The sequence below is a fragment of the Burkholderia sp. BCC0506 genome, from assembly GCF_902833145.1.
Lineage (GTDB): Bacteria > Pseudomonadota > Gammaproteobacteria > Burkholderiales > Burkholderiaceae > Burkholderia.
The window spans coordinates 225,390-252,112 of the sequence record NZ_CADFEN010000007.1; the positions used below are offsets into that span (position 1 = coordinate 225,390).

A 26,723-nucleotide genomic window follows, 5' to 3' on the forward strand; every position below is an offset into this window, starting at 1 on the left:
GTCCTTGCGATGAGCCGTCAAGCGTACGCCGGCCGGCCGCGCTGCGTCCACGCATGAAATATGCGCGGCGCGTCAGTGGGTGTCGAGCGTTTCCACGAGCCGCACGGCCGAGCCGTCCGACAGCGTCATCCGCGTCCACCGGCACCGGCCGCCGCGAATCGGCACGACGCGCGACGCATTCGCGCCGGTGTCGAACTCGACGCTCGGCGGCCCCGCGCGATCGTGCCAGCCGAGCGGGTCGAGCGCGGCTTCCATGCGGACGATCTCCGGCGTCGCGTAGCGCCACAGCGACGTGCCGAGCAGCGTCGAAAGCGGCTGCGAGAACTCGGCCGCGCGCGCCGGCGAACTGGCGAGCAGACGGTGCGTGAGGTCGCACACGAGATGCATGCGGCCCGCGCTGCAGGCGATCAGCCGCGCGAGTGCGTGGTCGCCCGCCGAATCGAGGCGCGCGGCGAGCAGCCGTTCTGCCGTCGCGCGCTCGTCGGGCGACATTTGCTGAAGGCCGGCCTCCCAGCGCGAGATCGTCGACTGCGCGACGCCGAACAGTTCGGCCGCGTGACTTTGCTTCACGCGGTGCAGCGCGCGCCAGCGCTTGAGTTGGGGGCCGAGCGACGGCGTATGAAGCGGTGAGGCGGTCATGGCGATGCTCCCGTTGGGACCGTACCGTGCGCGCCGTTACAGCGCCGTTACATGATCCGGATGCCGCCGTTTGCCTGGATCGCGATGGCCGCGAACGGCACGAGCACGATGCCGCCCAGCACGAGTACGCCATCGGCGGCCACCGTGATCGGCGTGGCGAGAATCCGCAGACCCATGCCGACGACGGACGGCGATTCCACGATGTAAACCGAGTACGGGCGGTTGAACGGTTGCGCGGCCGCCTTGTCCTTCTCGACGAAGCCTTCGGTCGAGTAGCGCTTGCCGTCGATGTCGCCTTCGAGCACGAGGCCGGCCGGCTCGCTGACGAAGCCGTCGGCGGAGGCGGCTCGTCGATCGTCGTCCGAAGCGTTCTTCGGCAGCACGATCCGGTAATGCCCGGTGACGCTGCCGCCGCTCGCATGAAAGCCCTCGAATGTCGTGCGTACCGATTTCCGGTAGCCGGACAGCAGTACCGGCCGCAGTTGAGCTGGCAGATCGAAGATGTAATGGTAGCGCGCGCCGAGGACGACCAGTTTCTTGCCGTCTTCGGTCATCATGAATGCGGATACGTATTCGGTGTAGGCGTCGTTCTTGTACAGCTTCGGCGTCAAACAGCCCGACAGCGCAAGGCTACTCGCGGCGATGCCAGCGACCAGCAGGCGCCGGCGCGTGATGGATGTGCTCATTTCTTGTTGTCCCGTCTGTGCGGTTCGGTTCAGTTCTGTGGCTTTCGCCCTCGGAAGCCGGATTCTCGCGTATCCGCCGCGCGTTGTCGAACCGGAAATCTGCCGTGGCAGCGGGGCAGCCTTGCCCGTCCGCGCCCCGCCGACAACGTTTTCGCGACGCTTTCAACCGGCCCCACCATATCTTATTATTCGGCCAGAGCGGCGCGTGCCGGCCGTGATCGGTCATGTCGACGGCATGACGCGCCGGCAACTTTGACCGCCTGCCGGCCGGCACGTCGCCCGACGCGCGGTCGAAACGACAGGGAGCGCGAGGCCGCGCGTATCCCGAAAAAGATACGAGGGCGCGATGGTACGACTGGTGTTGCTGCTGCTGGGCATCGAATATCTGCGAACCCGCTGGCGCGGGCTGACCGTGCTCGGCTGGTTATGGGTGGCCGCGGGCGTCGGCATTTTCATCGACGCACTCGACGGCGCGCTGCATTTTCCGATCGAGCTGTTCGCGTGGCTGTTCCTGATCGAGGGGCTCGCGACGCTCGCGGTGGCCGGCAGCGGTGTCGGCGGGCAGCGCATCCTGCGCTATGTGAAGGGCATCGCGGTCGTGGTGGCCGCGGGGCTCGTGTTTGCCGGCCATCATCACGGCCATTTCCTGCTGTCGATGATCTTCGGCACGCTGTTTCTCGTCGACGGGCTGCTGCAGTGCACGTCCGCGTGGATGGTGCGCTATCGCCGCTGGAACGTCGCATTCGCGTGGGGCGTCGTCGAGATCCTGCTCGCGATTTTCTTCTTCCAGCCGTACCCGACGCACTACGTCGGCACCGTGCCGTACTGCCTCGGCTTGCTGCTGATGTTCGGCGGGATGCACATGCTGAGCCTCGCGGCGCGCGTGCGGCGGCTGACGCGCAACCCGGCGTTCGCGACGTCGCCCGCGCCGGCGCTTGCCCCGGATCTCGACGATGCGCAGCACCTGCCGCAGTTCGCGCAATCCGAATGGGACGGCCCGCCGGCCGACGGCGAGCGGGCGCTCACCGTGCATGTATGGACGCCGACCGGTACGTCGAAGGCCGAAGCGCAGCGCTATCCGGTGATCGACCGCTATATCGCGGCGGTGGATGTCAACGGCGTGATCTCGACCGGCCATGCGGCGCTGGAATCGCCGGAGGGCATCTACATCAGCCTGTATCCGGCTGTCGAGATCGATCGTTCTCCGGACGAATTCGCGCGCATCCTGCGCGCGACGCGCGAGAACGACGTGCCCGGCCTGTTCCAACCAGACTATGCGACCGAGTCGACAGCATGGTGCCCGTCGACGGTGCGCGTGCGCATCCGCAACTACGATCCGGCCAAGCTCGAGGCGTTCTGGTCGTCGTACCGGCAGAACACGACGTACAACCTCACCCACCGCAACTGCTCGAGCACCGTGTCGAATGCGCTCGAGGCCGCGCTCGACGGCGCGGTGTGGCGGCTCAAGGGCGCGCGGGCCGGGTGGGGCGCGTTCGGGCGGCTGCTGCTCACGCCCGAGCTGTGGGTGGCCGCGCAGATCCGCAAGCGCGCGGTGACGATGGCGTGGACGCCCGGGCTCACGCTCGACTATGCGCGCGCGCTCAGCATGCTCGCCGATCCGCGTCCGTTCGCATGGTGGAAGGTCGCGCGCTCGGCGGTGAGCGCGATCATGGCGTCGCGCCGCGCGTGGCGCGAGCAGGACAGCGCGGCGCTGTCTCCGGGCGGTTCGGAGGCGGCGTCGATGAAGTGAAACGCGTGGCGCCGGACGCGGGCCCGGCATCACAAGGGGCGCCACCGTGCGGCCCGGGATATCGCCCGCTATAAAACCCACCGACGACGACAATGAACAAGACGAGAGCGTTCCGCATCCTGATTCCGGCTGCGTTGACGATGGCGCTGGCGAGCGCCGGCCTCGCGCAGGCGGACACGGACGAAGTGCCGCGCATGAGCAACGACGTGTACCGGATGTCGGTGTCGTTCTGCTCGAACGTCGCGAGCGCCGAGAAGATCGCGTGCCAGGGCGACATGATCGCCGCGGGCAGCCGGATCGTCGCGGCGATCGGCGGCCTGCCGCCGGCCTCCGCCACGGCGATCGACGAAGCCGCGCGCAACAAGCTGCCGCCGGAAGAGCGCAAGGGCCTTGCGCCCGTCGAGCCCGGTGCGATCGACAAGGACGACGATCTGGCCGGCCTCGCCGGCATGGTGCGTCTCTGCGACGTGTACGAGCCGGAGCCGGCGTCGCGTGCGCGACACCACGCGGCGCTGCAGCAGAAGGCGCCCGACGTCGCGCCGCGTGTCGAGGCGTTGCTGGCCGATGCGTCGACCGCGGCGCGCCGGCGCGTGAGCATCGGCGTGTGGCAGATACTCGCGCTCGAGGGCCCCGAAGCGTCGGCGCGTGCGTGTACGCAGCTCGGCACCTGAACGATCGCGCATTCTTTCGTGCACCTTCACATTCGTGCCACGTTGCGGCGGCAACAATCGCGGGGCAGACATTCGACAACCTTGCGGCGCATCCCGCGACCGCAAGCCTTTTCCGAGGAAACACGCCATGCTCAAGACGCTCGCCCGCGCCGCTGCCGCACTCGCCGTCGCTTCCGTTTCACTGCACGCCGCCGCGCAGACCAGCTACGACTACCTGTTGCTCGCCGCATCGTGGGAGCCCGGCTTCTGCGCGTCGCACGACACACCGGAATGCACGAACCTCGCCGGGTCGTACGCGGCGACGAGCCTGTCGCTGCACGGGCTCTGGCCGAACCGTTATGACGGCAACCAGCCGTTCTACTGCGGCGTGCCGCAGAACGACATCGATCTCGACAACGCGCACCAGTGGTGCAGCATGGACGCGTACCCGATCAGCAGCGCGACGCGCAACACGCTGTCGACGTACATGCCGGGCGTGGCTTCGTGTCTCGACAAGCACGAGTGGTTCAAGCACGGGACCTGTTCGAATTCCGCGACGCCCGATGCGTACTGGAACCAGGCGTCGGGCATGATCAGCCGGCTCGGCAACACGTCGTTCAACGCGTTCCTGCAGGCGAATGCGGGCAAGACGGTCACGCGTAACCAGTTGCTGTCGGCGTTCGAAGGCGCGTTCGGCAGCAACACGCGCAGCGCGGTGTCGCTGAAGTGCACGAAGACGAACGGCGTGAGCTATTTCACCGAAGCGTGGATCGCGGTGAAGACGAACGCGACCGCGCAGTTTCCGAGCGCCGCGTCGCTCGTGACGGACGGCAACACGCAGGGCACGTGCCCGACGTCGGGCGTGTTCATCGCGAAGTAACGCGGACGCTGCGGCTCGGCCGTCGTTACGCCAGCAGCCGCAGCGCCTGCGCGAGCGACAGCACCGTCGTGCGCGATTCGAACGCGGTGGCGAACAGATGCGCGTGGACCACCGGGTCCGGGTCGTAGCAGCAATCCTTGACCGTGTAGAGGCGGAAATCGGCATCGCTCGCGTGGGCGATCGACGACAGCATCACGCCGGTCGACGCGATGCCGACCATGATCAGCGTATCGACGCCTTGCGCGACGAGCCGCGCCTGCAGATCGGTGCCGAAGAACACGCTCGCGCGATGCGCGAGGATCAGCGGTTCGTCGGGCTGCCTGGCCAGTTCGGGACACGGGCCGTCGTCGAGGAACAGGCCGAGCTGCTTGATACCCTGGCCATTCTTGTTGAGCGGGCTGACTTCCGGATAGCCGGGGCTGAATCGCAGATTCGCGAACCAGACGCCGACGCCGGCACTTCGCGCCGCGTCGCATAGCGTGCGCGTATTGGCGAGCAGTTCGGGCGCGACCGACGGGAAGAGGCCGAGGATGTCCGTCTGGTAATGCATGACGAGCAGGGCGGTTTTCGATGGCGCGATGGGGGGAATCGGCGCGGATGTGCTGGTGTTGACGTTTGTAAGGATTGTCGTTGCAACTTCCGATGCGTTGTCTCGATTCATGCGTGACGTTCTCCAGTGACCGCTGCGGATCTCGGAAAATCAACCTTTCCGTATCCGTGGAAATATATACCCGGATATATACCCGGATGCGATTCGTTCAGAACGGACCCTGCGAGCGCATTTTGTCCTTTCTGTCAGCCGCTATCATGGACGTTCCTCTTGAAGGAGAAAACCCGATGAGCCGGCCGGATTTCATCAAACACTGGACTGAACTCGAAGAACCGGATGCGCATTGCTATCGTGGCGATACCGAGCCCATGGCGCTCGACGCGCCGCTTTCGGCCGCACTCGGCATTACCCGCATTGGCATCCATCACGTCAGGCTGCTGCCCGGACGGCGGACGTCCTATCCCCACGCCGAAAGTACCGAGCAGGAGTTCGTGTACGTGCTCGAAGGCAAGCCCGACGTATGGATCGACGGCGTGCTTCACCCCCTTGCCGAGGGCGATTCCGTCGCGTTCCCGGCAGGCACCGGAATTTGCCACACCTTCATCAACAATACGAAGGACGAAGTCAGGTTGATGGTGATCGGCGAGCGCCCTCGCGACGACAACCGCATTCGTTACCCGCTCAACGAAGCGTACGAACTGACCCGCGCGGACCGATGGGTAGACTGGCCTGCCAGGCCGCTCGGGGACCATGACGGGATGCCGGACTGACGCTTACGCGGAAAAGCGCGTCGGCCGATCACCTGTCAGCGACGATACCCGGCGAGTGACCGCTGTACTTCGCGGATTCAACTCGTGGATGCAACGAGTCGATGAAATCGCTCAGCCGGTGTATTGAAGCTGGCGCGTGCTGCCATTGCACAGAATGAGCCGTGCTTGATTTGTGTCCCTCAGAAAATCGACCGCCCCGTATAAGTCGTCAACCGCTCCAGCGCCAGCGACCCGGCGCTACGAATATAAACTCGCATGTGATTCCATCGGTACCGACCGGATGGGCGAGTGCCGTGCTGCCTTCGACGGGTTGAATCCGCAGCCACGAACGGCCGTTCGACACAGCTTTTTAGATCGTCGACAATCGGTGCGGATAAGGGCGTAGCCTTTAGCGGTTACCGTCGATCAGATCGTTCAGCAGCGCATCGAACGCGGCCTGTGCGTCTTCAAGTTCCTGCAGGGCGGCATCAAAGGTTTGCAGCGCGAACGGCGAAGGCTCGCCGCTGCCTTGCGGCGGAAATTGCTTCTGCATCGAGGCGAACGTACTCTGCACGCGCAGCGTGGCGGCCACCATGCGCTCCATCGCCTGGGTTTCTTCGGCTCGGGCCTGTTCCGGATTCATTGCGCTCTCCTTGGATGGTTTTCTTGAAGACCAGATCGTACACGCTGTGTCCGTTCTTGCCGCCCTTGGCAGAACGACTCCGTTGAAGGTTCCAACGGCACGCTGCGGGAGAAGCGATTGAATCGGGAATGATTCCGCAGTCGATTGCTGCCGATGGCCGAATTTCCCATTGAGCGCTCTGGCGCGCGCCGACAGGAATCTGCCGCCGTCGCGCCAGATGAGGCACGCTTGACTTCGACGCTTCAAAAAATCGATCGCCCCGTATAAGTCGTCAACCACTCCAGCGCCAACGTCCCCGCCAACGAATTCCCGTTCGCATCCAGCCCCGGCGCCCACACGCACACCGCCATCTCCCCCGGCAGCACCGCGACGATCCCGCCGCCGACGCCGCTCTTCGCCGGCAGCCCGACCCGATACACGAAATCGCCGGCCGCATCGTACGTGCCGCAGGTCAGCATCAGCGCCGACAGCCGCTTCGCCGAACTCGAATCGACGATCCGCTCGCCGGTCGCCGGCGCGACGCCGCCGTTCGCGAGGAACAGCGCGGCGGTGGCCAGTTCGACGCAGTTCATCTCGATCGCGCACTGGCGGCAATACGCGTCGATCACCGTATCGGGCGGCATCTGCATGTTGCCGAAACTCGCCATGAAATGCGCCATCGCGCGGTTGCGCTCCGCGTGCTGCAACTCCGACAGCGCGACGCGCGAGTCGTAGTCGATATCGTTCGCGCCGATCAGCCGCCGCACGAATTCGACGAGCGCCGTCTCGGCCTTCACGAAGCGGCGGCACAGCACGTCGGTGACGACCAGCGCGCCCGCGTTGATGAACGGGTTGCGCGGCTTGCCGCGCTCGCTTTCGAGCTGGACCAGCGAATTGAACGCGGTGCCGGACGGCTCGCGGCCGACCCGCTCCCACAGCTCGTCGCCCAGCAACTGGAACGCGAGCGTGCACGCGAACAGCTTCGAGATGCTCTGGATCGAGAAGCGTTCGCGCGCATCGCCGACCGTGTAAACGTTTCCGTCGAGCGTCACGACGGCCATCCCGAACTTGTCGGCGGGCACTTTCGCGAGCTCGGGAATGTAGTCGGCCACCCGTCCCTGGCCGATCCAGGGGGCGAGCTCGGTGTGGATGCGTTCGAGAATCGATTGGTAATTCATCACGTCAGGCAGGGTAGAGGCGCAGCCGGGATTCCGGCGAGCCCGTATGGAACCGTCCCGGCGCCGATTCGTCAAGCGGAGTCGGAATCCCGCCCTTATTTTCAGAACCGGCAAACAGGCAAGCGGCGGGCGCAGTATCATGCGGTACGTTTCGGCCGCGGGCCGGCGTCCGGCACCGGCCGGCGCCGTCCCTCGGCTTTTCCGATGATCCGACCGCTACCCATGTCTTTTCGCATCCTGCTCGTCGAAGACGACACCCGTCTGTCCACGCTGATCGCCGGCTACCTGCGCAAGAACGACTATGAAGTCGACACCGTGCTGCATGGTGACGCCGCGGTGCCGGCGATCCTGTCCATTCGTCCCGATCTCGTGATCCTCGACGTGAACCTGCCGGGCAAGGACGGCTTCGAAATCTGCCGCGAGGCGCGCAAGCAGTACGACGGCGTGATCATCATGGTGACGGCGCGCGACGAGCCGTTCGACGAGCTGCTCGGCCTCGAATTCGGCGCGGACGACTACGTGCACAAGCCGGTCGAGCCGCGCATCCTGCTCGCGCGGATCAAGGCGCAACTGCGCCGCGCGCCCGCGCGCGCGGCCGAGAGCACCGCGCCGCAGCCGGAGCGCTACGCGTTCGGCAAGTTCTCGATCGACCGCACCGACCGCACCGTCATGCTGCCCGACGGCAGCACGCCGGATCTGACGTCGGCCGAATTCGACCTGCTGTGGGCGCTCGTGTGTCATGCGGGCGAAGTCGTCAGCCGCGACGACCTGATGCTGCAGTTGCGCGGCGTCGAATTCGACGGTCTCGACCGCACGATCGACGGGCGCATCTCGAAGCTGCGCCGCAAGCTGCGCGACGACGCGAGCAACCCGCAGCGGATCAAGACGATCCGCAGCAAGGGTTATCAATTCAGCAAGCACGCATGGGAATGACGGCGCGCGACGCCGTCACGTCCCGCGCGGGCATTCCGCCCGCCGGCCGGGAGCCGCGATGATTCGACGAACCCGTTCGCACCCCGATGCCCCGCCGCTGACGGCGCTGCGCTACGTCAAATGGCGCTGGCTGCATTTCCGTCGCGCGTGGACCGACACGCGCGCCGACCGCATTCCGAGCTGGTCGCGGCTGTACGTGCGCACCTACCTGCATCTGCTCGGGCTCGTCCTGCTGACCGCGCTGGTGCCCGCGCTCGCGCTGTGCGTCGAGTTGTCGCCGCAGGTCGTGTGGCATGCATTCGACTCGCTGCCCGGCGACATCTGGATCGTGCTCGCGTTCGTGTTTACCGCGCCGGCGCTCGCCGCGTACCGGTGGATGCGGCCGGTCTGGTCGGATCTCGTGATGGTGCGCGAGCGGGCGATCGACTTCACCGGCGGACGCTTCAACACGCGCGCGCGCGAATCGCACAGCGTGATCATCGGCCCGCTCGCGCGCACGCTGAATGCGCTCGCGATGCGCATGGAGCGGCTGATCGCCGCGCAGCGCGACCTGACGAACGGCATCTCGCACGAACTGCGCACGCCGCTCGCGCGCGTGCGCTTCGCGCTCGAAATGCTGCGCGAACCGGGTTCGGCGGTCGAATACCAGGGCGCGCTCGACAGCATCGCGCAGGACGTGACCGAGCTCGAGGAGCTGATCGACATGAGCCTCACGTACGCCCGGCTCGAATACAGCTCGCTGCAATCGAACCTCGAGCTGACCGCGCCCGTCGCATGGTTCGAGCACCAGGTGAACGACGCGCAACTGCTGTATCCGGACCGCGCGATCGAGTCGCGCGTCGAGATCACGTCGGACGTGCGCGTGAAGATGGACCGGCGGTTGATGTCGTATGCGATGCGCAACCTGTTGCGCAACGCGAGCAAGTACGCGAAATCGCGGATCGTCGTCGGGATCTCGCTCGTGCACGGCAATATCGGGATCTTCGTCGAGGACGACGGTCCCGGCGTGCCCGAGGCCGAGCGCGAACGGATCTTCGACGCGTTCGTGCGCCTGGATCGCCGTACCGGCGGCTACGGGCTCGGCCTGTCGATCACGCGGCAGGTGCTCCATGCGCACAACGGACGGATCGCGGTGGTCGATCCGGTCGAGCTCGGCGGCGCGCGGTTCGAGATCAGCTGGCCGGTCTAGGGCGGGCGCAGGCCCGTCATTGGCGTGAACGGGCCCGCGCTCCGTCTCGCGAGGGCCGACCCGCGGCCATCGTGAAGACGACGGCCGCTGGCGAGCGCACCGGCGCGACGAATGCCGCCGAAGCGGCATCCGCGCAGGCTCAGTAAGTACGGCCGAGCTGCAGGTAGAAGTTGCGGCGGCCGCCGGGGGCGAGCGCCACGCCGATGTAGACGGGCCCGAACGCGGTCGACAGGCTCGTGAAGAACGTGTAGCTCTGCTTGAGCGCGCCGCCGCCGATCTGCTGGCCGCTCGACCAGACGTTGCCGACTTCCGCGCTGGCGCCCACCGACAACGCCTTGACCGGCGATGCGTTGAACGTCATCAACTGGTTCATGTACGTGATCTGCCCGTACGCGAGTTCGTTGCCGTTCAGTTGGTCGGCCGCATAGGCGGACAGATGCTGGAAGCCGCCGAGCGTGAAGTTGAACGCATTGATCAGGTTGGTGCCGCCGATGCTCTTGCCGCCTTCGATCGTCGCGCTGACGCTGTGCCGGCCGAACTGCTGCGCAATCATCGCCTTGCCGTAGATCTCGGTATAAGGCGAGTTGTTGATCCCGTCGGCGAATTCCCGCGCCGAGCCGCCGTTGCGCGATACCAGCGAGCGTTCGACCCGCAGTTCGCCGAAATACCCCTTGCGCGGGAACATCGGGTCGTCGAGCTGATCGATCACGAGCCGCGCCCGCGCGGTCAGCGCCTGGGACGTGAAGCTCGGCCACAGCAGCGTCTGGCCGCTGCCGTCGTCGAACGGCACGTTGTAGGTCGGCGAGCCGTGCCCGGTCACGTAGCCGAGACCGATCCGGAAATCGCCGAGCCGCGCGATCGGCAGGCCGAAATCGATCCCCGCGCGCGCCGTCTGCATCAGGTACTGCGTGATCTTCACGTTGCCGGAGTCGTCGTACAGGTTCGCATAGCGGCGCTGGTATTCCGCGTACGGCGACAGGTAGACGCCGTACGCGGTCGACAGCGGCTGGCGCAATTCGACGCGTGCCGACTGCAGGTCGCTGCCGATCGTCGTGTCCGCGCGGAATTCGAGCCCCGATTCCGTGAGCCACGGCCGCCGGTAGCCGACGTGCAGGCGGAAGCCGCCTTCGTCGGTCGAACTGCTCGACATGCCGAGCCCGAACAGCAGGAAGTTGGGCCCCCAGTACTTCTCGCGCGCGTTGATCTCCAGCACGTTGTCGTCGCCGCGGCTCACGATCTGCTGCGTGACGCTCTCGAAGTTGCCGCCCGTCGTGAGCCCGAGCAGATCCTGACTGACCGTCTTCGGATCGTAGATGTCGCCGGGCTTCACGTGCAGCGCATTGCTGACGACGCGCTTCGGCACGCCGCCGCTGGTCTTGATGTCGATGCGCGTGATCCGGATCGGCGGCGGCAGCGGCTGCGCGTGCGCGGACCGGTAGGCCGCGTACTGTTCCGGCGTGAGCGCGAAACGCCGCAGCCTCGGCAGCGCCGCGGTCGCGGCGGCCGCGCCGGCGGCGATCGCCTGCTTCGCGTTCTGGAAATCGGTGAAGGCGAGCGAGCCGAGGTCCGGCGTGAGCAGCACGTCCTGCGCATCGAGCTGCTTGCGCTGCGCGGTCACGTTCTGGCGGATCAGGATGCCGACCATCTGCTGCATCACGTCCGCGGGCGACGCGAGCGCGTCGAGCGGGCGCAGTTGCGAGCCGATGTCCACGGCGATCACGACGTTCGCGCCCATCTGCCGCGCGGTATCGACGGGCAGGTTGCTGACGAGCCCGCCGTCCACGAGCGCGCGATCGTTGATCTCGGCCGGCGCGAACAGGCCCGGCATCGCCATGCTCGCGCGAATCGCGAGCGGCAGCGAGCCGTGGTCGAGCACGACCATCTGGCCGGTCTGCAGGTCGGTCGCGACCGCGCGATACGGAATCGGCAGGCGGTCGAACGGCTGGTTGGTCGGCACGGCGGCCGTCCAGTTCGCGAGCAGCGCCTGCAGCCGGTTGCCCTGAACGAGGCCGACCGGCGCCTTGACGCCTTTCTTGCCGAAGCCGAGCGTCAGCCCGTTGATGTACAGGCGCTCGTCCTCCCGGCTGGTTTGCGGCAGGTCCGCGCGGTCCGTCACGTCGAACGCGATATCCGCCAGGTTGACCTCCGACAGCCGCTTCTGCATCTCGTCGGCCGCCATCCCGCTCGCATACAGGCCGCCGACCACGGCGCCCATGCTGGTGCCCGCGATGCAGTCGATCGGGATCCGGTTGTCCTCCAGCACTTTCAGGACGCCGAGGTGTGCATAGCCGCGCGCGCCGCCGCCGGACAGCACGAGGCCGATCGACGCGCGGCCGGCCGGGCCGCCGTCGGCCGTGCAGGTGTGCGTCGGCATGGCGGGTGCGGCGGCAGCCGGCGCGTTGGCTGCGGCCGCGACGGTCTGGGCCGCGGCCGGTTCGGCGGCCGGCACCGGTTGCGCGGCGACCGTGCAGCACCAGAAGGCAACGAGCGCCGTGCAGAGCGGGCGCACCGGTGCCCAGCGGAAGGAAACGGTCGCTGTCATGGTGAAAATACCTGGCGTGATCGTGCGTCTGAGGCCTGCCGGGTGCAGGCAAGACCGAGAGATTACCGTGTTTTACAGGCCCGACGCGAGAGGCCGGTGCGTAGCCGGACGCGCCCGAAACGCCGTTTTCGGCAATTTCGTCGCGAAAAAATCATGAGAATTGCCTAAAGTATCGGAACGAATTGCCGCTAAGCTCGTGATGGGGCGGCATGGACGCGCGGCAAAACGTGCGGCGCGGCCGTCCCGGCCCGTTCCCTCACAAAGGTTTGATATGTCGACACCGCTGTTCGGAAAGTTGTTTGCGCAACCCGTTGCGATCGACCCGGGAACGGCGAGTACGCGGATTTACACGCACGAGCGCGGCGTGGTGCTGAACCAGCCGTCGGTCGTCTGCTTCCGCAAGGGCGGTGCGAGCGACGCGCGGCCGACGCTCGAGGCCGTCGGCGAGCTCGCGAAGGCGCTGCTCGGCCGCGAACCGGGGCATCTCGAAGCCGTGCGCCCCATGCGCCACGGCGTGATCGCGGACGCGCACGCGGCCGAGCAGATGATCCGCAGCTTCATCGACATGTCGCGCACGCGCTCGCGCTTCGGCCGCCGCGTCGAGGTCACGTTGTGCGTGCCGTCCGACGCGACGGCCGTCGAGCGCCGCGCGATCCGCGACGCCGCGTTCGCGGCCGGCGTGTCGGAGGTCGAACTGATCGAGGAATCGCTGGCGGCCGGGCTCGGGGCGGGTTTGCCGGTGACCGAGCCGGTCGGCTCGATGGTGATCGACATCGGCGGCGGGACGACCGAAGTCGCGGTCATCGCGCTCGGCGGCATCGTGTATCGAGAGGCGATCCGCGTCGGCGGCAGCCAGTTCGACGCGGCGATCGTCAACCATGTCCGCAACCTGTACGGCGTGCTGCTCGGCGAACAGACGGCGGAGCACGTCAAGCAGACGATCGGCGCGGCCACCAGCGCGGTGCCGCGCACGTCGACCCGCGCCGTCGGCCGCGGCATCGGCGACGGCCTGCCGCGCTCGGTGGAGCTGTCGAATCACGACGTCGCGGACGCGTTGGCCGCGCCGCTCAAGCAGGTGATCGGCGCGGTGAAGTCGGTGCTGGAAAACGCGCCGGCCGAACTCGTGACCGACATCGCGAACCGCGGCGTGGTGCTCACCGGCGGCGGCGCGCTGCTCGCCGGTCTCGAACGCCTGCTGTACGACGAGACCGGGCTGGTCGCACGGATCGCCGACGAGCCGGCCACGTGCGCGGTGCGCGGCGCCGGCGAGGCGATGGGGCGGCTCGCGATGTGCCCGGCCGATTGAGCCGGGGCGGGGCAGGTCGGGTGTCAGCGTGCGGCGCATCGACGGGCGCACGCGCCGCGCCGGCTTGCGCTCGACGTCGCAGTGCGGCTCGATCGCGAGCGGCCCCTTCACCGCGCGCGGCACGGTCGGCTGGCGGCATGCGGTCGGCAACGTGCGGCCGTCGTCGGCGTTCACGTTCGCGAACGGCGGCACGTCGTTCCCGGTGTCGGGCGTGCCGATTGCGCGCGACGGCGCGGTGCCCGAAGCCGGCATCGACGCGAATCTCGCGAAGCGCCTGACGCGCGGCCTCACGTACAGCGGGGCAGGACGGCAGCGGCGTGCGCGGCGACGCGATCCTCGGCAACATCCCGTGGAAATTCTGACCGGCAGCTGATGCGCCCGTACGCGGCGCCGCGGCCGTTTCGGCGCTGCGCACGTTCGCCGTTCTGGCCTATCCTGTGCGAAACACGCGACGCGCGCCTCGCGCGTTGCGCCTCGACACAGGAGCATCGATGCCGAATCACGCCGAAGCCACGACGACGCAGGCGCCGCAAGTCGCGCCGGTTCCCCCGACCACCGCGTCGGGTCCCGCTTTCATCGCGCCCGAAGCCGATCCGCAGGTCCTCGCGCGCAACAACCAGTACGTGCTGAAATCCGGCGACGCGTTCGTGGTCAGCGACGCGCTCGGCGACATCGGCGGGCATGACGACGGCCTGTTCGTCGACGACATGCGCGTGCTGTCGAAATGGCGCCTGACGTTCGGCGGCCGCGCGCCGTCGCTGCTGTCGGGCGCGACGAGCGCCGACAACGCGTCGTTCACCGCGCATCTGACGAACCGCCCGCTGCCGCCGCTCGGCGGCCACGAGACGCCCGAGGGCGTGATCCACATCGAGCGCATGCGCGTGCTCGCGGGCGACGTGCTGTACGAAGCGCTGACGCTGACGAACTACGGCGCGAGCGAAGCCGAGGTGCCGCTGTCCCTGTCGTTCGCGGCCGATTTCAAGGACATGTTCGAAGTGCGCGGCACGCAGCGGCCGAAGCGCGGCACGGTGGGCGCGCCGCGCGTCGACGCGGGCGCGGTGCGGCTGCGCTACGACGGCCTCGACGGCGTGGAGCGCAACGTGACCGTGCATTTCTCGCCGGCGCCCGACGCGCTGTCGGTCGATCGTGCCGACTACACGCTGACGATCGCCGCGCAGGCGTGCGTGTCGATCTACCTGACCGTCGATGCGACGCTCGGGCCCGCGCACGGCGAAGGGCCCGGATGCGGCCGCGTCGCGCTGCGCACGGCGCTCGTCGGCGTGCATCGCGAGATGCGGGCGCGGCGCGAGTCGATGGCGCGCGTGAACACCGGCAATCCGCTGTTCGACGCCTGGCTCGACCGTTCGCTCGCGGATCTCGGGCTGCTCACGACGCAGCTCGACACGGGGCCGTACCCGTATGCGGGCATTCCGTGGTTCTCGACGCCGTTCGGCCGCGATGCGATCATCACGTCGCTGCAGATGCTGTGGCTGCAGCCGTCGCTCGCGCGCGGCGTGCTGCGTTTTCTCGCCGAGCATCAGGCGCGCGAGACCTCCGCGTTCCGCGATGCCGAGCCCGGCAAGATCATGCACGAGTTCCGCCGCAGCGAGATGGCCGCGACGGGCGAGGTCCCGTTCGCGCTGTACTACGGCGGCGTCGACACGACTCCGCTGTTCATCGTCCTCGCGGGCGCCTATGTCGAACGCACCGGCGACGATGCGCTGATCGACGAGCTGTGGCCCGCGCTCGAGCGCGCCGCGCAATGGGTGATCGACAAGTGCGACCGCAATCCGTACGGACTGCTCGACTACCAGCGCACGTCGGAGCGCGGCCTCGCGAACCAGGGCTGGAAGGACAGCCACGATTCGGTGTTCCACGCGGACGGCCGCTTCCCGGACGGGCCGATCGCGCTCGTCGAGGTGCAGGCCTACGCGTGCGCGGCGCTCGACGCGATGTCGGCATGCTCGCACCGGCGCGGCCATGCGGCCGACGCGACGCGCTACGCGTTGCGCGCGAAGACGCTGCGCGACCAGGTCGACGCGCTGTTCTGGATGCCGGAAGGCGATTTCTACGGGATCGCGCTCGACGGGCATGGCGAGCTGTGCCGCGTGTTCGCGTCGAACGCGGGGCATCTGCTCGCGTTCGGGCTGCCCGACGCCGAGCGCGGCGCGGCGGTCGCCGGCGTGCTGGGCTCGGCGCTGTTCCAGACGGGCTGGGGCATCCGCACGCTCGCGGCCGGCCAGCCGCGTTTCAACCCGATGGCCTATCACAACGGCTCGGTGTGGCCGCACGACAATGCGCTCATCGCGCGCGGCCTGGCGCGCTACGGCGACAAGACGGCCGCGGTGAATCTGCTGCGTGCGCTGTTCGAGGCGGCGGTGAGCTTCGAGATGCGCCTGCCGGAACTCTTCTGCGGGTTTCCGCGCCGGCGCGGCGAGCCGCCGACCGCGTATCCGGTCGCCTGCCTGCCGCAGGCGTGGGCGGCCGGCGCGCCGTTCATGATGCTGCAGGCGTGCCTCGGCGTAAGCATCGACGCGTCGCGCCACGAGGTGCGCGTCGAGCGGCCGGCCTTGCCGGAAGGCGTCGACTGGCTGCGGATCGATGCGCTGCGCGTCGGCGACGAAACCGTGTCGCTGACGTTCCGCCGCGTCGACGGGCAGGTCGTCGCGGCGGCGGAGCAGCCGGGCCGCGTGAAGGTGGTCGCGGTGCTGTAGCGCGGTGCTGCGCGAACGTTGCGCGATGTCGCGCCACGTTCGCGCGCGGCGGCATAGAATCGTGACATGACCCCTGAACGATGGCGGAGGTAGACGATGACGACCGAGAACCGGCCCGACGACGGCGAGCACAAGCTCGAGCATCTGGAAGCGGCGGTCGACCACCTGCACAAGTCGATCGAATCGCAGAGCATCGCGGTCGGCGCGGCGAAGGGCATCCTGTTCAGCCTGATCGAAACGCTCGGCGCGCTGATCGGCGATCCCGACTTGCCCGAGCATGCGCGTTCGGGCTACGAAGCGTTGCGCGACAAGGCGCGCGAACTGCGCGGCGGGCTCGACCGCCATTGAGGTGCGGGCGGCGCAGGCGCTGCCCGATTCGGCGGACGCAGCACAAAACCCCGTGCGCTCAATCAGTTAGGTGCCCGATACGCAGGATATCCACAAGCTTGCCAACACAAACTGTGGAGAACCGCCCGGCCTTCGGCCGGGTGCGCCGCGCGTGTGCCGCGTGCGGTTCGACGACCGTTCCGGTGCCACACCAATGACCGGTCAAGGTCCGTGGATCGAATCCCCTTGTGTATCAAGATGTTACGCGTCAGATCTGACGGATATCCACAGGCTTGCCAACAAAATCTGTGGACAACTCGCAATCGATTGCGTCGCAGGCGTTGAGGATCGGGCCGGAAGGCGACGGCTGCGCGCAGCCCGCGCGCAAAGGCTGCCCGCTCCGTGCATCGGCACGCGAATGCGTGCCCGATCAAGGGCTTAGGCGCCGGGTACCCAGGATATCCACATCCTTGCCAACACTTTCTGTGGACAAGCGCGGCCGCGTTACGCGCTGGACGCGGCGCCGGCCGCCTCGGCCACGATCCAGTCGCGAAAGAGCGTCATCGCCGGCGTCAGCGGTTTCGACTTCAGCGACGTGAGCCAGTAGCCGCCCGCGCGCACGTCGATGTCGAACGGCCGCGCGAGCTGGCCGAGCTGCAGTTCGCGCGCGAACATGCACGCGGGCGCGAGCGCGACGCCCGCACCCTGCATCGCCGCCTCGACCATCAGCCGGGACGAATCGAACACGGGCCCGTTGACGGCCCACGGTTCGAGCTGCGCGGCGTCGAACCAGCCGAGCCATTCGTCGGTGCGGTACGAGCGCAGCAGCGTTTCGTTCGCGAGATCGGCCGGCTGCGCGAGGCGCCGCGCGATGTCCGGCGTGCACAGCGCGGTGAGCGGCGCATCGAGCAGCCGCTCGTTGCGCGTCGCCGGCCAGTTGCCTTCGCCGAAACGGATCGCGAAATCGAGGCCCTCGGCGGCGAGATCGACGACGTTGTTGTTGGTCCGCAGCCGCAGTTCGACGAACGGGTGCGTGTCGCCGAACTGCTTCAGCCGCGGCATTAGCCAGCCTAGGGCAAAGGTGCCGACGACGCCGAGCGTCAGCACCTCGTGGAAACGCCCGCCGTCGAACTGCTTGAGCACCGTCTCGATGCGGCTGAACGCGTCGCTCAGCACCGGCAGCAGCGCGCGCCCCTCGTCGGTCAGCCCGAGACCGCGCGGCAGTCGCGTGAACAGCGTGCAGCCGAGCCGCTCCTCGAGCGAGCGCACCTGCTGGCTGACGGCGGCCTGGGTCACGCTCAGCTCGAGGCCGGCGCGCGTGAAATTCAGGTGGCGCGCCGACGATTCGAACGCGCGCAACGCATTGAGCGGAAGATGAGGGCGGAGCTTCGTCATAAGAATTTCTTTTGTCAGCGCTCAATTATCGTTGCTTGTCAGGCAACCGTAAAGTCTCGATAGTGCTGTCTCGGCGGCCGGCCGCTTCAACACCTCGACACCGTTTCGCCGCCATTCCACCACGAGACAACCGACATGACCTACTCATCGAAACGTCGAACCCTGTTGCTGGCTGCCGCGACGGCGCCGCTCGTTCTCACCGTCACCGCGTGCGCGTCGCGGCAGGCAGCCGCGCCGGACGAAGCCACGGCGGCAGCGACGGCTGCCGCGGACGTCATTGCGCCCGCTGCTGCCGCGACGGCGCTTGCCGATCTCGAACGCGACGCGGGCGGCCGTCTCGGCGTGTGCGCGATCGACACGGCGAGCGGCCGCGTCATCGAGCATCGTGCGGGCGAGCGCTTTCCGTTCTGCAGCACGTTCAAGGCGATGCTGAGCGCGGCGGTGCTCGCGCGGAGCGTCGAGCGGCCCGGCTTGCTGCAACAACGCGTGACGTATACGAAGGCCGACCTCGTCAACTATTCGCCGGTGTCGGAGAAGCACGTCGGCGCGGGCATGACGGTCGCCGCGCTGTGCGAGGCCACGATCCAGTACAGCGACAACTCGGCCGCGAACCTGCTGATGAAGCTGATCGGCGGACCGTCGGCGGTGACCGCCTACGCGCGCTCGATCGGCGACGACGCGTTCCGGCTCGATCGATGGGAGACCGAACTGAATACCGCGCTGCCGGGCGACCCGCGCGATACGACGACGCCCGCCGCGATGGCCGCCAGCATGCGCGTGCTGACGCTCGGCGACGCACTGCCGGCCGCGCAGCGCGCGCAACTCGTCACATGGTTGCGCGGCAACAAGGTCGGCGACAAGCGGATTCGTGCGGGCGTGCCGGCCGGGTGGACGGTCGGCGACAAGACCGGTACCGGCGGCTACGGGACGACGAACGACGCGGGCGTCATCTGGCCGGCGTCGCGCGCGCCGATCGTGCTGGCCGTGTACTACACGCAGGCGCGCGCCGATGCACGGGCGAAGGACGACGTGATCGCGTCGGTCGCGCGCATCGTCGCGCGGACGTTCGGTTGAACAGCGCGGTGCGGCGGCCGTGACGCGCTTGGCAGGCGCGCCGTGCCGCAGTCGTGACCCGCGCGATCAAACGTTGTGCGATCAACGACTTAGGTCGCGCATGCTCAGGATATCCACATGCTTGCCAACAAAAATTGTGGAAAAGGCCGTGCGCAGCGGCGCCCGGTGCGACGCGCGCCGTGGTGCCGCGTTTGAGTCGACGCGGACAAAATCTTTCGGATCAAGCGCTTGGCCGCGGTATGCGCAGGCTATCCACACGCTTGCCAACAAAATCTGTGGACAAGCGCGACAGTCGGGGTGGCAGGCGGTGCGTCACGTGTCGACGCGGCACGCGACCGGCGATCGACCGGCCGGTGCCGTTTTTGAGGCGGGGCGGACAAAGTCTTTCGGATCAAGGGCTTGATCGCGGTATGCGCAGGCTATCCACATGCTTGCCAACAAAAATTGTGGACAAGCCCGCGCGCCGCCGCGACCGCGATGCTCAGGGCTGCCGATCGCCGACGGCGGGCCAGCGCGCGAACGCGAACACCCACAACATGACGAAGTTCAGCACCGGGACGAACATCGTCAGGATCCACCAGCCCGAATGCCCGGTGCGCCGGACGATGCGGACGTACGGATAGACGACGATGGCGACGAGTACGAGCGAGACGAGCAATTGCCACGCGGTGAAGTGTTCCATGGTCTTCCTCGGATTGAAATGTTGTCATGCGGCGCGAGCGGAACGGCCGGCGCCGTGGTGCCGACGCACCTGGCCGGCGATGCGCGGCCGCCGCGTGCGGCTGGGGTGATCTTGAGGCGTGACGGGCGCGGGCGTCAAGGCATCGGCCGGGCCGCTGCCACCGCGCCGGATCGTCCGTGTTCGCGCATGCCGGTGCTGCGCGTTGCCGAAACGGTGACGCGCGGCACGAACCGCAGGCCGATCAACGGGTTAGCGCAGGCGTGCGCAGGATATCCACAAGCTTGCCAACACAATCTGTGGGTAAGTGGCGCAGCGCGACGCCGGCCCGCGTGCGGCGGCGATCGCGTGGATCGGACGACATATGTCGCCGTGGCGTCGTGATGCGAACTGCGGCGAAGCGGTGTGCGCGATAGCCATGACGCGCGCCGCGTCTGCATCACGCGTGCCAAAGTCCGTCGGATCAAGGGTTTAGCGCCGTGGTGCGCAGGATATCCACAAGCTTGCCAACATTTTCTGTGGAGAAGTCCGCGTTCGCGATGCGGCCGATGCCACGCGCTGCCACGCTTCGCACGCGGGCCTGCACGGTGCGGATATCGGCCATGCCGGCCGGTGCCAACCGCGACACGCTGTCGTGCAGTGTGGAGACGCACGCGAACCGTCGAAAGTCAAACCGGCCTTCGGGTCCAGCGGATCCTCTACGGCAACCGACGCGCGCTGGCTCGTCCCGGTCCGGCGCATTTGCCGCGCACGCACGGCAATGCCTTTCCGATCAAGGGCTTGGTGCCGTTAATGGAGGGTTGTCCACAAGCTTGCCAACACAATCTGTGGACAAGCCGCCCGCCGCCCGCGCATCAGGCCGGCAGCGGGAAGCGGACCGTGACGGTCAGCCCGCGCCCGCCGCGCGTGGTGTCGAGCGCGACGCTCGCGCGATGCTGTTCGGCGATCCGCTTGACGATCGACAAGCCGAGCCCGCTGCCCGACGACGTGGCGGCCTGCGCGCCTTCGCCGCGATAGAAGCGTTCCCACACGTTGGCGCGTTCGGCTTCCGGAATGCCGGGGCCGTCGTCCGCGACCTCGAGCACGGGCGTCGTGCCGTCGAGGCGCGCCGACACGTCGACGCGCGCCCCGTCGCCCGCATAGCGGATCGCGTTGTCGACGAGATTGTTCAGCAGCACGCGCAGCGTGTCGGCATTGCCCACCGCCATCACGGGCGGGCCGACGATCGCGCCGAGATCGACCCGGTGCGCGTCGGCGACGCGCGCGCGGTCCGACACCACCGAGCGGCACAGTGCGGCGAGATCGACGGGCGCCGACGCGGTGGCGGCCGCCTGCGCGTCGGGTTCGAGGCGCGCGAGCGTCAGCAACTGTTCGGCGAGGTGGCCGAGGCGCGTCGTGCCCGCCTGGATTTGCGCGAGGATGCGCTCGCGTTCCTCGGCCGTCGCCGCGCGCCGCAGCAGTTGCGACTGGATCGACAGCCCCATGATCGGCGTGCGCAGCTCGTGCGCGGCGTCGGCGATGAAGTGCCGCTGCAGCGTGAACGAGCGGTCGAGGCGCGCGAGCAGGTCGTTGATCGCTTCGGCGAGCGGGCGCACCTCGTTCGGCATCGACGCGACGTCGACCGGCTCGAGGTTGTTCGCATTCCTGCGTTTCAGGCCGGACGCGATCGCCCGCAGCGGCCGCAGCCCCGCGCCGATGCCGAACCACAGGCCGAGCGCGAGCAGCGGCAGCATCGAGAACACGGGCCACAGCAGATGCACGGCGATGCCCGCGATCGCTTCCCAGCGCGCATGCCGCGCCTGCGCGAGCCGGATCGTCGTGCCGCCGCGCTCGGTCACATAGGTGCGCCACGGTTGGCCGTCGACGTCGACGCTCGCGATGCCCTGCCGCGTGGGCGGCGGCAGCCTGGAATCGCGATCGGTCGAATACACGAGCGCGCCGTTGCGCCACACCTGCAGCAGCACCGCATCGGGGTCGCTCGCTTCGAAGCCGTGCTTGCCTTTGGCGTGGTTGCTGAACGACAGCTCGCCGTTCGGGCCGACGACGATCTGTTTCGACATGCTGCGCATCTGGTCGTCGAGCAGGTCGTCGAGTTCGCGCAGCGCGCCCCAGTAGGTCCCGGCGCTCGCGACCAGGCCGATCACGCACGCGGCCGGCAGCAGCCACGTGAGCAGGCGCCTCCGCAGCGACACGTTGCGCCAGCGCGCGACCGCCCGTTGCATGCGCGTCACGTGCCGTCACCGATCCGGTAGCCGACGCCGCGTACCGTGCGGATCATGTCGTGGCCGAGCTTCTTGCGCAGGTTGTGGATATGCACCTGCACCGCGTTGCTCTCGATTTCCTCGCCCCAGCTGTACAACCGCTCCTCGAACTGTTCGCGCGAGATCACCGCGCCCGGTTCGCGCATCAGCTCGTGCAGCAGCACGAACTCCTTCGGCGACAGCGGCACTTCGTCGTCGTCGAGCCAGACGAGGTGCTTGACGGGGTCGAGCCGTAGCGGGCCGATCGCGAGCGTCGTCTGCGCACGGCCCGCATGGCGGCGGTTGACCGCGCGGATGCGGGCGAGCAGCTCGTCGAGCTCGAACGGCTTGACGAGGTAGTCGTCCGCGCCGCTGTCGAGGCCCGCGATGCGGTCCGGCACGCCGTCGCGCGCGGTGATGATGATCGCGGGCAGGGTTTCGTCGCGGCGGCGCAGCGCGGCGAGCACCGACAGGCCGTCGCGGTTCGGCAGCCCGAGATCGAGCAGCAGCAGCCCGTAGCCGGTCGCGCGCAGCGCGAGCGACGCGGCGTCGCCGTCCTTCACCCAGTCGACCGCGAAGCCTTCCTGTTTGAGGCCCTGTTCGAGCCCGCTGCCGATCAGCGGATCGTCCTCGACGAGCAGTACGCGCATGGATTCGTGTCTCTCCAACGGGGGCGTCGCGGCGCCCGGGGTTCTCATGATAAGCGCACGCGTCTTAGGCCGAGCTTAAACGCACGGGATCCACGCAACCAGGCTTTCGTACTTGTCCAATGCGGCACCGTGTCGCTTCGGCATGCCCTTCAGGTTTGCTTAATCTTACGGTCCGTAATCTGGCGCCGTCGCGTTCAACGGAGCGCGGCGCCACATCGAAGAAGAGGACCGAGATCATGAACCACCTGGCCAGAATCCTGGCGGTCGCGCTCGTCGCGCTGCCTGCCGCCGTCTACGCGCAATACACGGGGCCGTCCGCGCTGACCACGACGACCGTGAAGGAGCTGCTCGCCAACGGCAAGGACGATCAGCACGTGCAGTTGCAGGGGCGCATCGTCAAGCACGTCGGCGGCGAGGATTACGAGTTCGCCGACGCCACCGGCACGATCCGGGTCGAGATCGACCGCAAGCTGTGGGCGGCCGGTCAGCCCGTCAGCGATCGCAACGAAGTGAAGCTGACCGGCGAATTCGAGCGCAAATGGTCGGGCCGCGTGAAGGTCGACGCCGATCACGTCGAAGTGCTGCGCTGACCGGTGGGCGCGGGGCCGGTGATACCATGGGCGACCGGTTCCCGTTACCACCAAGATGGCCGCCAATTTCGACGAACTCGCGTCCCGGATCCGGGCGCAATTTTCCGAGCTGAGCCCGCAATTCCAGGCGGGCGCGGCCTTCCTGCTCGATCATCCCGACGAAGTCGCCACGTCGTCGATGCGCAAGGTCGCGCAGCGTGCGCAGGTGCAGCCCGCATCGCTCGTGCGGCTCGCGCAGCAATTCGGCTTTCCCGGCTGGAACGAGCTGCGCGACCTGTGCGTCGCGCGCGTACGCACGCGTCCCGAGCCGCTCACGCAGCGCGCGCGCTCGCTCGTGCGGCCCGACGCGAAGGCGTCGCTCGCGCACGATCTGCTTGCCGCGCAGCAGCACAACCTGTCGGCCACCGCCGCGCAGAACGAGCACGCGCTCGCGGATGCGGCGAAGCTGATCCGCAAGGCATCGCACGTGCACGTGGCGGGGTTTCGCTCGTGCTATCCGGTCGCGTTCGGCTTCGTCTACGGCTACCGGCTGTTCCGTCCGAGCGTATCGCTGCTCAACGGCGTGGCCGGTTCGCTCGAAATGGAGCTGCGGACGATCGCGAAGCAGAGCGTGACCGTGATCGTCAGCTTCGCGCCGTATTCGGCCGAGGCGACGCGCGTCGCGCAGGCCGCGAAGGCGCAGGGCAGCCGGATCGTCGCGATCACCGACAGCGCCGTGTCGCCGATCGCGCTGCACGCGGACGCGCAACTGATCTTCACGCACGACAGCCCGTCGTTCTTTCCGTCGCTGGTGGCCGCGCATGCGATGGCCGAGGCGCTGGTCGCGCAGTTGCTGGCGCTCGAAGGCAGCGATGCGGTCGCGGCGCTGGAGCGGACTGAAGCGGAACTGCACGCGAAGGGCGCGTACGTCGTTTGACGGGCGCGGTACGGGCGGCCTGTCGGGCCCACTTTCATTGACGATCCGATGCAACCGATGACGTTGACCTACGCCGTGACCGATGCGGGCGATGCGCAAGTGCGCAAGCAGATCGTCGCGCCGCTCGTCCGCTTCAACGAAAGCCGGGCCGGCCCCGCCGACTTCCGGCCGCTGGCCGTGATCGCGACCGACGCGGCCGGCGCGGTGGTCGGCGGCCTGTGGGGCGGCACGGCGTTCGGCTGGCTGCACGTCGACCTGCTCGTGGTGCCCGAGTCCGCGCGCGGCCAGGGCGCCGGCACGCGCATCATGGATCTGGCCGAACGAGAGGCCGTCGCGCGCGGCTGCCACAGCGCGTGGCTCGACACGTTCGACTTCCAGGCCCGGCCGTTCTACGAGAAGCGCGGCTATGTGCGCTTCGGCGAGCTGCCGGATTATCCGGTCGGGCACACGCGCATCTTCCTGACGAAGAAACTCGCGGGCTGAGCGGCGCTGCCCGGCATGATTGACGATGCCGGCGGCCGTCGCCTACGATACCGGGCAGCGATGCAGGTCGCTTCCGGGTCCGCGGAAAGGGTTCAACCCACCTGTTGCGGCAAATCCAGTCTTTCCCCTGTCCTTTGTGCTGGCGGTATTGCGGACCTTCTGCCATCCACGCACGAGGATCCGCATGAAAAAGCTGCCTCCCCACGCCCATCCCGATCACCTGAAAAAGCAGGCCAAGGCATTGTTGCGCCTGTACCGGCAGGGCGACGCCGGTGCCGTCGCACGCTTCGTCGCATCGTTGCCCGCCGCGGCGAATCGCACACATGACGAAACGCTCGCCCTCGGGCTTCGCCTGCACGACGCACAGTCCTGCATCGCACGCGAGTACGGCTTTGCTTCATGGGCCGATCTCGGCGTGTTCGTCGAAACGCATGCGCTCACGCGGCAACCGCGCGCGCGGTTGATCCGCCGCTGGCTCGACCTCGCGTACGGCGCGGACGTGACCGGCGGCTTCGACGCGGCCCGGCCGCGCGTCGCCGTGCAACTGCTGCGCGATCATCCCGATCTCGTGTCGGCGGATCCGCTCGTCGCATGCGCGGCGGGCGACCTCGACGCGGTGAAGGCGGCGCTGGCCGCCGATCCCGGCTGGATCGCGCGCGCCGGCGGTGCGCTGAAGTTGCCGCCGCTCGTCGCCGTCACGCATTCGCGGCTCGGGCAGCTTCCCGAATTCGCGGTCGGGTTGCGTGCGTGTGCCCGGCATCTGCTCGATGCGGGCGCCGATCCGAACCAGCGGATCGGCAACCGGTATCCGCCGGCCTCGCTCGCCGAGCCCGACGAGTCGGAACCGATGTCGGCGCTGTACGGCGCCGCCGGCGTCAATCGCGATCCGGCGCTCACCGCGATGCTGCTGGAAGCCGGTGCCGATCCAAACGACGGCGAATCGCTGTATCACTCGGTGGAGAACCCGGCATGCACGCGTCTGCTGCTCGAGCACGGCGCACGGGTGGGCGGGACGAACGCGTTGCGGCGCGCCCTCGATGTGCCTGACGCGACCGCGCTCGAGCTGCTGCTCGCGCATGGCGGCGACCCGAACGAGCCGGCCGGCGAAGGGCCGACGAAGACGTGGGGCGCGCCGTTGCTGCGCGCGATCGCCGTGCGTTGCCCGGCGCGCCACGTCGCCGCGCTGCTGGCGGCCGGCGCGGATCCCGGCGCGCGGACCGCCGCGGGCGTCAGTGCGTACCGGCTCGCGATGCAGACCGGCTTGTCCGACGTCGCGGCGCTGTTGCGCGCGGCCGGCGCGGAGGAGGCGCTCGATGCGCACGACGCGTTCGTGGCCGCCTGCGCGCGTGCCGATGGCGACGAGGCCCGGCGCGTTCAGGCCAGGCATCCCGAGCTGCCCGGCGCGCTGTCCGACGACCGGCTGCGGTTGCTGCCCGACGCCGCCGCGTGGGGTTCGCGCGATGCGGTGAAGGCGATGGTCGAGCTGGGCTGGCCGATCGCCGCGCGCGGTGGCGACTGGGACGCGAGCGCGCTGAATCACGCGGTGTTCCGCGGCGATGCCGAACTGCTGGCGTTCCTGCTCGCGCACGGCGCAAGCTGGCGCGAGGAGCACGGGTTCGGCAGCGACGCGCTCGGTACGTTGTCGTGGGCGTCCGTCAACGAGCCGGAGGGCGTCGGCGATCCCGACTGGGAAGCGTGTGCGCGCGTGCTGCTCGCGCACGGCGTGCCGCCAGCGATGCGCGATCCGTCGAATCCGGACGGCGTGCTGATCGACGGCCGCGCGATGCGGTTTTCCGAGGCCGTCACCGACGTGTTGCTCGGCATCGACGGCGCGCCATTCGCATCGACGTAAACCGACGCGGGCGGCCGTGCGCGGCGGCCTGCATGCGGCACGGGCGAGTTGTTCCTGTTGCGCGACGACATTTCGGCGAACGCTGAAACGTCGCGCGCAAGACCGGCGTAAGCTCGACCGTCAACCCCT

26 protein-coding genes are annotated in these 26,723 nt (G+C 68.3%); 15 read left to right on the forward strand and 11 right to left on the reverse strand.

From position 1 onward, the window contains the following. Positions 1–72: 72 nt before the first annotated feature. Positions 73–639 (reverse strand): helix-turn-helix transcriptional regulator, encoded by a 567-nt coding sequence (locus HWX62_RS18415; protein ID WP_175931714.1) that lies wholly within the window; start codon positions 637–639, stop codon positions 73–75. 47 nt (positions 640–686) lie between these two features. Beyond that, positions 687–1,325, reverse strand: coding sequence for a hypothetical protein (locus tag HWX62_RS18420; protein ID WP_175931715.1), 639 nt, complete (start codon positions 1,323–1,325; stop codon positions 687–689). 346 nt (positions 1,326–1,671) lie between these two features. On the opposite strand from HWX62_RS18420, the gene HWX62_RS18425 reads away from it, so the two are divergent. From HWX62_RS18425 to HWX62_RS18435, 3 genes are all read left to right on the forward strand, one after another. Beyond that, complete coding sequence (locus HWX62_RS18425) at positions 1,672–3,075, forward strand: DUF308 domain-containing protein (protein ID WP_175931716.1); 1,404 nt, start codon at positions 1,672–1,674, stop codon at positions 3,073–3,075. Positions 3,076–3,167: 92 nt separating this feature from the next. Next, positions 3,168–3,746 (forward strand): hypothetical protein, encoded by a 579-nt coding sequence (locus tag HWX62_RS18430; protein ID WP_175931717.1) that lies wholly within the window; start codon positions 3,168–3,170, stop codon positions 3,744–3,746. A gap of 127 nt (positions 3,747–3,873) precedes the next feature. After that, complete coding sequence (locus HWX62_RS18435) at positions 3,874–4,605, forward strand: ribonuclease T2 (protein WP_006498851.1); 732 nt, start codon at positions 3,874–3,876, stop codon at positions 4,603–4,605. A 25-nt stretch (positions 4,606–4,630) separates the two neighbouring features. Here the strand turns inward: HWX62_RS18435 and HWX62_RS18440 are convergent, their stop codons facing one another. Next, entirely contained in the window at positions 4,631–5,266 is a 636-nt protein-coding gene (locus HWX62_RS18440; protein ID WP_175931718.1) for an isochorismatase family cysteine hydrolase, read from the reverse strand. 176 nt (positions 5,267–5,442) lie between these two features. Between HWX62_RS18440 and HWX62_RS18445 the strand changes: the two genes are divergently transcribed. Then, on the forward strand, positions 5,443–5,925 hold the full coding sequence (locus HWX62_RS18445) for a cupin domain-containing protein (protein WP_175931839.1): 483 nt from the start codon (positions 5,443–5,445) through the stop codon (positions 5,923–5,925). Between the two features lie 388 nt (positions 5,926–6,313). Here HWX62_RS18445 and HWX62_RS18450 read toward each other — a convergent pair whose 3' ends face one another. After that, entirely contained in the window at positions 6,314–6,547 is a 234-nt protein-coding gene (locus HWX62_RS18450; RefSeq protein WP_011549124.1) for a hypothetical protein, read from the reverse strand. A gap of 242 nt (positions 6,548–6,789) precedes the next feature. Next, positions 6,790–7,704, reverse strand: a complete 915-nt coding sequence (locus tag HWX62_RS18455; RefSeq protein ID WP_175931719.1) for a glutaminase — start codon at positions 7,702–7,704, stop codon at positions 6,790–6,792. 222 nt (positions 7,705–7,926) lie between these two features. Here HWX62_RS18455 and HWX62_RS18460 point away from each other — a divergent pair, with 222 nt between their 5' ends. Together HWX62_RS18460 and HWX62_RS18465 are read left to right on the forward strand one after the other, a co-directional pair. Beyond that, complete coding sequence (locus HWX62_RS18460; protein WP_105131894.1) at positions 7,927–8,637, forward strand: response regulator; 711 nt, start codon at positions 7,927–7,929, stop codon at positions 8,635–8,637. Between the two features lie 58 nt (positions 8,638–8,695). Further along, positions 8,696–9,826: an ATP-binding protein gene (locus HWX62_RS18465; protein WP_175931720.1), complete on the forward strand. Its 1,131-nt coding sequence runs from the start codon at positions 8,696–8,698 to the stop codon at positions 9,824–9,826. Between the two features lie 139 nt (positions 9,827–9,965). Here the strand turns inward: HWX62_RS18465 and HWX62_RS18470 are convergent, their stop codons facing one another. Next, complete coding sequence (locus tag HWX62_RS18470) at positions 9,966–12,368, reverse strand: patatin-like phospholipase family protein (protein ID WP_175931721.1); 2,403 nt, start codon at positions 12,366–12,368, stop codon at positions 9,966–9,968. A 271-nt stretch (positions 12,369–12,639) separates the two neighbouring features. Between HWX62_RS18470 and HWX62_RS18475 the strand changes: the two genes are divergently transcribed. The 4 genes from HWX62_RS18475 to HWX62_RS18490 all read left to right on the forward strand — a co-directional run bounded on the left by HWX62_RS18475 (position 12,640) and on the right by HWX62_RS18490 (position 16,736). Then, entirely contained in the window at positions 12,640–13,674 is a 1,035-nt protein-coding gene (locus HWX62_RS18475; protein WP_175931722.1) for a rod shape-determining protein, read from the forward strand. A gap of 28 nt (positions 13,675–13,702) precedes the next feature. After that, positions 13,703–14,047 carry an autotransporter domain-containing protein gene (locus HWX62_RS18480; RefSeq protein WP_244136061.1) on the forward strand — a complete coding sequence of 115 codons (345 nt, stop codon included), beginning with the start codon at positions 13,703–13,705 and terminating at the stop codon, positions 14,045–14,047. 118 nt (positions 14,048–14,165) lie between these two features. Next, positions 14,166–16,388 carry an amylo-alpha-1,6-glucosidase gene (locus HWX62_RS18485; RefSeq protein WP_175931723.1) on the forward strand — a complete coding sequence of 741 codons (2,223 nt, stop codon included), beginning with the start codon at positions 14,166–14,168 and terminating at the stop codon, positions 16,386–16,388. A 96-nt stretch (positions 16,389–16,484) separates the two neighbouring features. Then, positions 16,485–16,736, forward strand: a complete 252-nt coding sequence (locus HWX62_RS18490) for a hypothetical protein (protein WP_175931724.1) — start codon at positions 16,485–16,487, stop codon at positions 16,734–16,736. Positions 16,737–17,219: 483 nt separating this feature from the next. Here the strand turns inward: HWX62_RS18490 and penR are convergent, their stop codons facing one another. Further along, positions 17,220–18,110: a beta-lactamase transcriptional regulator PenR gene (gene penR / locus HWX62_RS18495; protein ID WP_175931725.1), complete on the reverse strand. Its 891-nt coding sequence runs from the start codon at positions 18,108–18,110 to the stop codon at positions 17,220–17,222. Positions 18,111–18,245: 135 nt separating this feature from the next. On the opposite strand from penR, the gene blaPEN-B reads away from it, so the two are divergent. Next, positions 18,246–19,184, forward strand: coding sequence for a PEN-B family class A beta-lactamase (gene blaPEN-B / locus HWX62_RS18500; RefSeq protein WP_175985202.1), 939 nt, complete (start codon positions 18,246–18,248; stop codon positions 19,182–19,184). Positions 19,185–19,665: 481 nt separating this feature from the next. On the opposite strand, the gene HWX62_RS18505 is transcribed toward blaPEN-B, so the two are convergent. The 4 genes from HWX62_RS18505 to HWX62_RS18520 all read right to left on the reverse strand — a co-directional run bounded on the left by HWX62_RS18505 (position 19,666) and on the right by HWX62_RS18520 (position 22,753). After that, positions 19,666–19,866 carry a hypothetical protein gene (locus tag HWX62_RS18505; RefSeq protein ID WP_175931727.1) on the reverse strand — a complete coding sequence of 67 codons (201 nt, stop codon included), beginning with the start codon at positions 19,864–19,866 and terminating at the stop codon, positions 19,666–19,668. Positions 19,867–20,326: 460 nt separating this feature from the next. Beyond that, positions 20,327–20,467: a hypothetical protein gene (locus HWX62_RS18510; protein ID WP_175931728.1), complete on the reverse strand. Its 141-nt coding sequence runs from the start codon at positions 20,465–20,467 to the stop codon at positions 20,327–20,329. A gap of 250 nt (positions 20,468–20,717) precedes the next feature. Next, positions 20,718–22,094: an ATP-binding protein gene (locus tag HWX62_RS18515; protein WP_175931729.1), complete on the reverse strand. Its 1,377-nt coding sequence runs from the start codon at positions 22,092–22,094 to the stop codon at positions 20,718–20,720. Continuing rightward, positions 22,091–22,753: a response regulator gene (locus HWX62_RS18520; protein WP_175931730.1), complete on the reverse strand. Its 663-nt coding sequence runs from the start codon at positions 22,751–22,753 to the stop codon at positions 22,091–22,093. Before HWX62_RS18520 ends, HWX62_RS18515 begins: the two co-directional genes overlap by 4 nt. A 236-nt stretch (positions 22,754–22,989) precedes the next feature. Here HWX62_RS18520 and HWX62_RS18525 point away from each other — a divergent pair, with 236 nt between their 5' ends. From HWX62_RS18525 to HWX62_RS18540, 4 genes are all read left to right on the forward strand, one after another. Beyond that, positions 22,990–23,343, forward strand: coding sequence for a NirD/YgiW/YdeI family stress tolerance protein (locus tag HWX62_RS18525; RefSeq protein ID WP_175931731.1), 354 nt, complete (start codon positions 22,990–22,992; stop codon positions 23,341–23,343). Positions 23,344–23,398: 55 nt separating this feature from the next. Continuing rightward, the gene (locus tag HWX62_RS18530; RefSeq protein WP_175931732.1) at positions 23,399–24,259 is read left to right on the forward strand and encodes a MurR/RpiR family transcriptional regulator; all 861 of its coding nucleotides are present in this window, start codon (positions 23,399–23,401) and stop codon (positions 24,257–24,259) included. A gap of 57 nt (positions 24,260–24,316) precedes the next feature. Next, positions 24,317–24,742 carry a GNAT family N-acetyltransferase gene (locus tag HWX62_RS18535; protein ID WP_175931733.1) on the forward strand — a complete coding sequence of 142 codons (426 nt, stop codon included), beginning with the start codon at positions 24,317–24,319 and terminating at the stop codon, positions 24,740–24,742. A gap of 184 nt (positions 24,743–24,926) precedes the next feature. Beyond that, positions 24,927–26,594 (forward strand): ankyrin repeat domain-containing protein, encoded by a 1,668-nt coding sequence (locus HWX62_RS18540; protein ID WP_175931734.1) that lies wholly within the window; start codon positions 24,927–24,929, stop codon positions 26,592–26,594. Positions 26,595–26,723 lie beyond the last annotated feature (129 nt).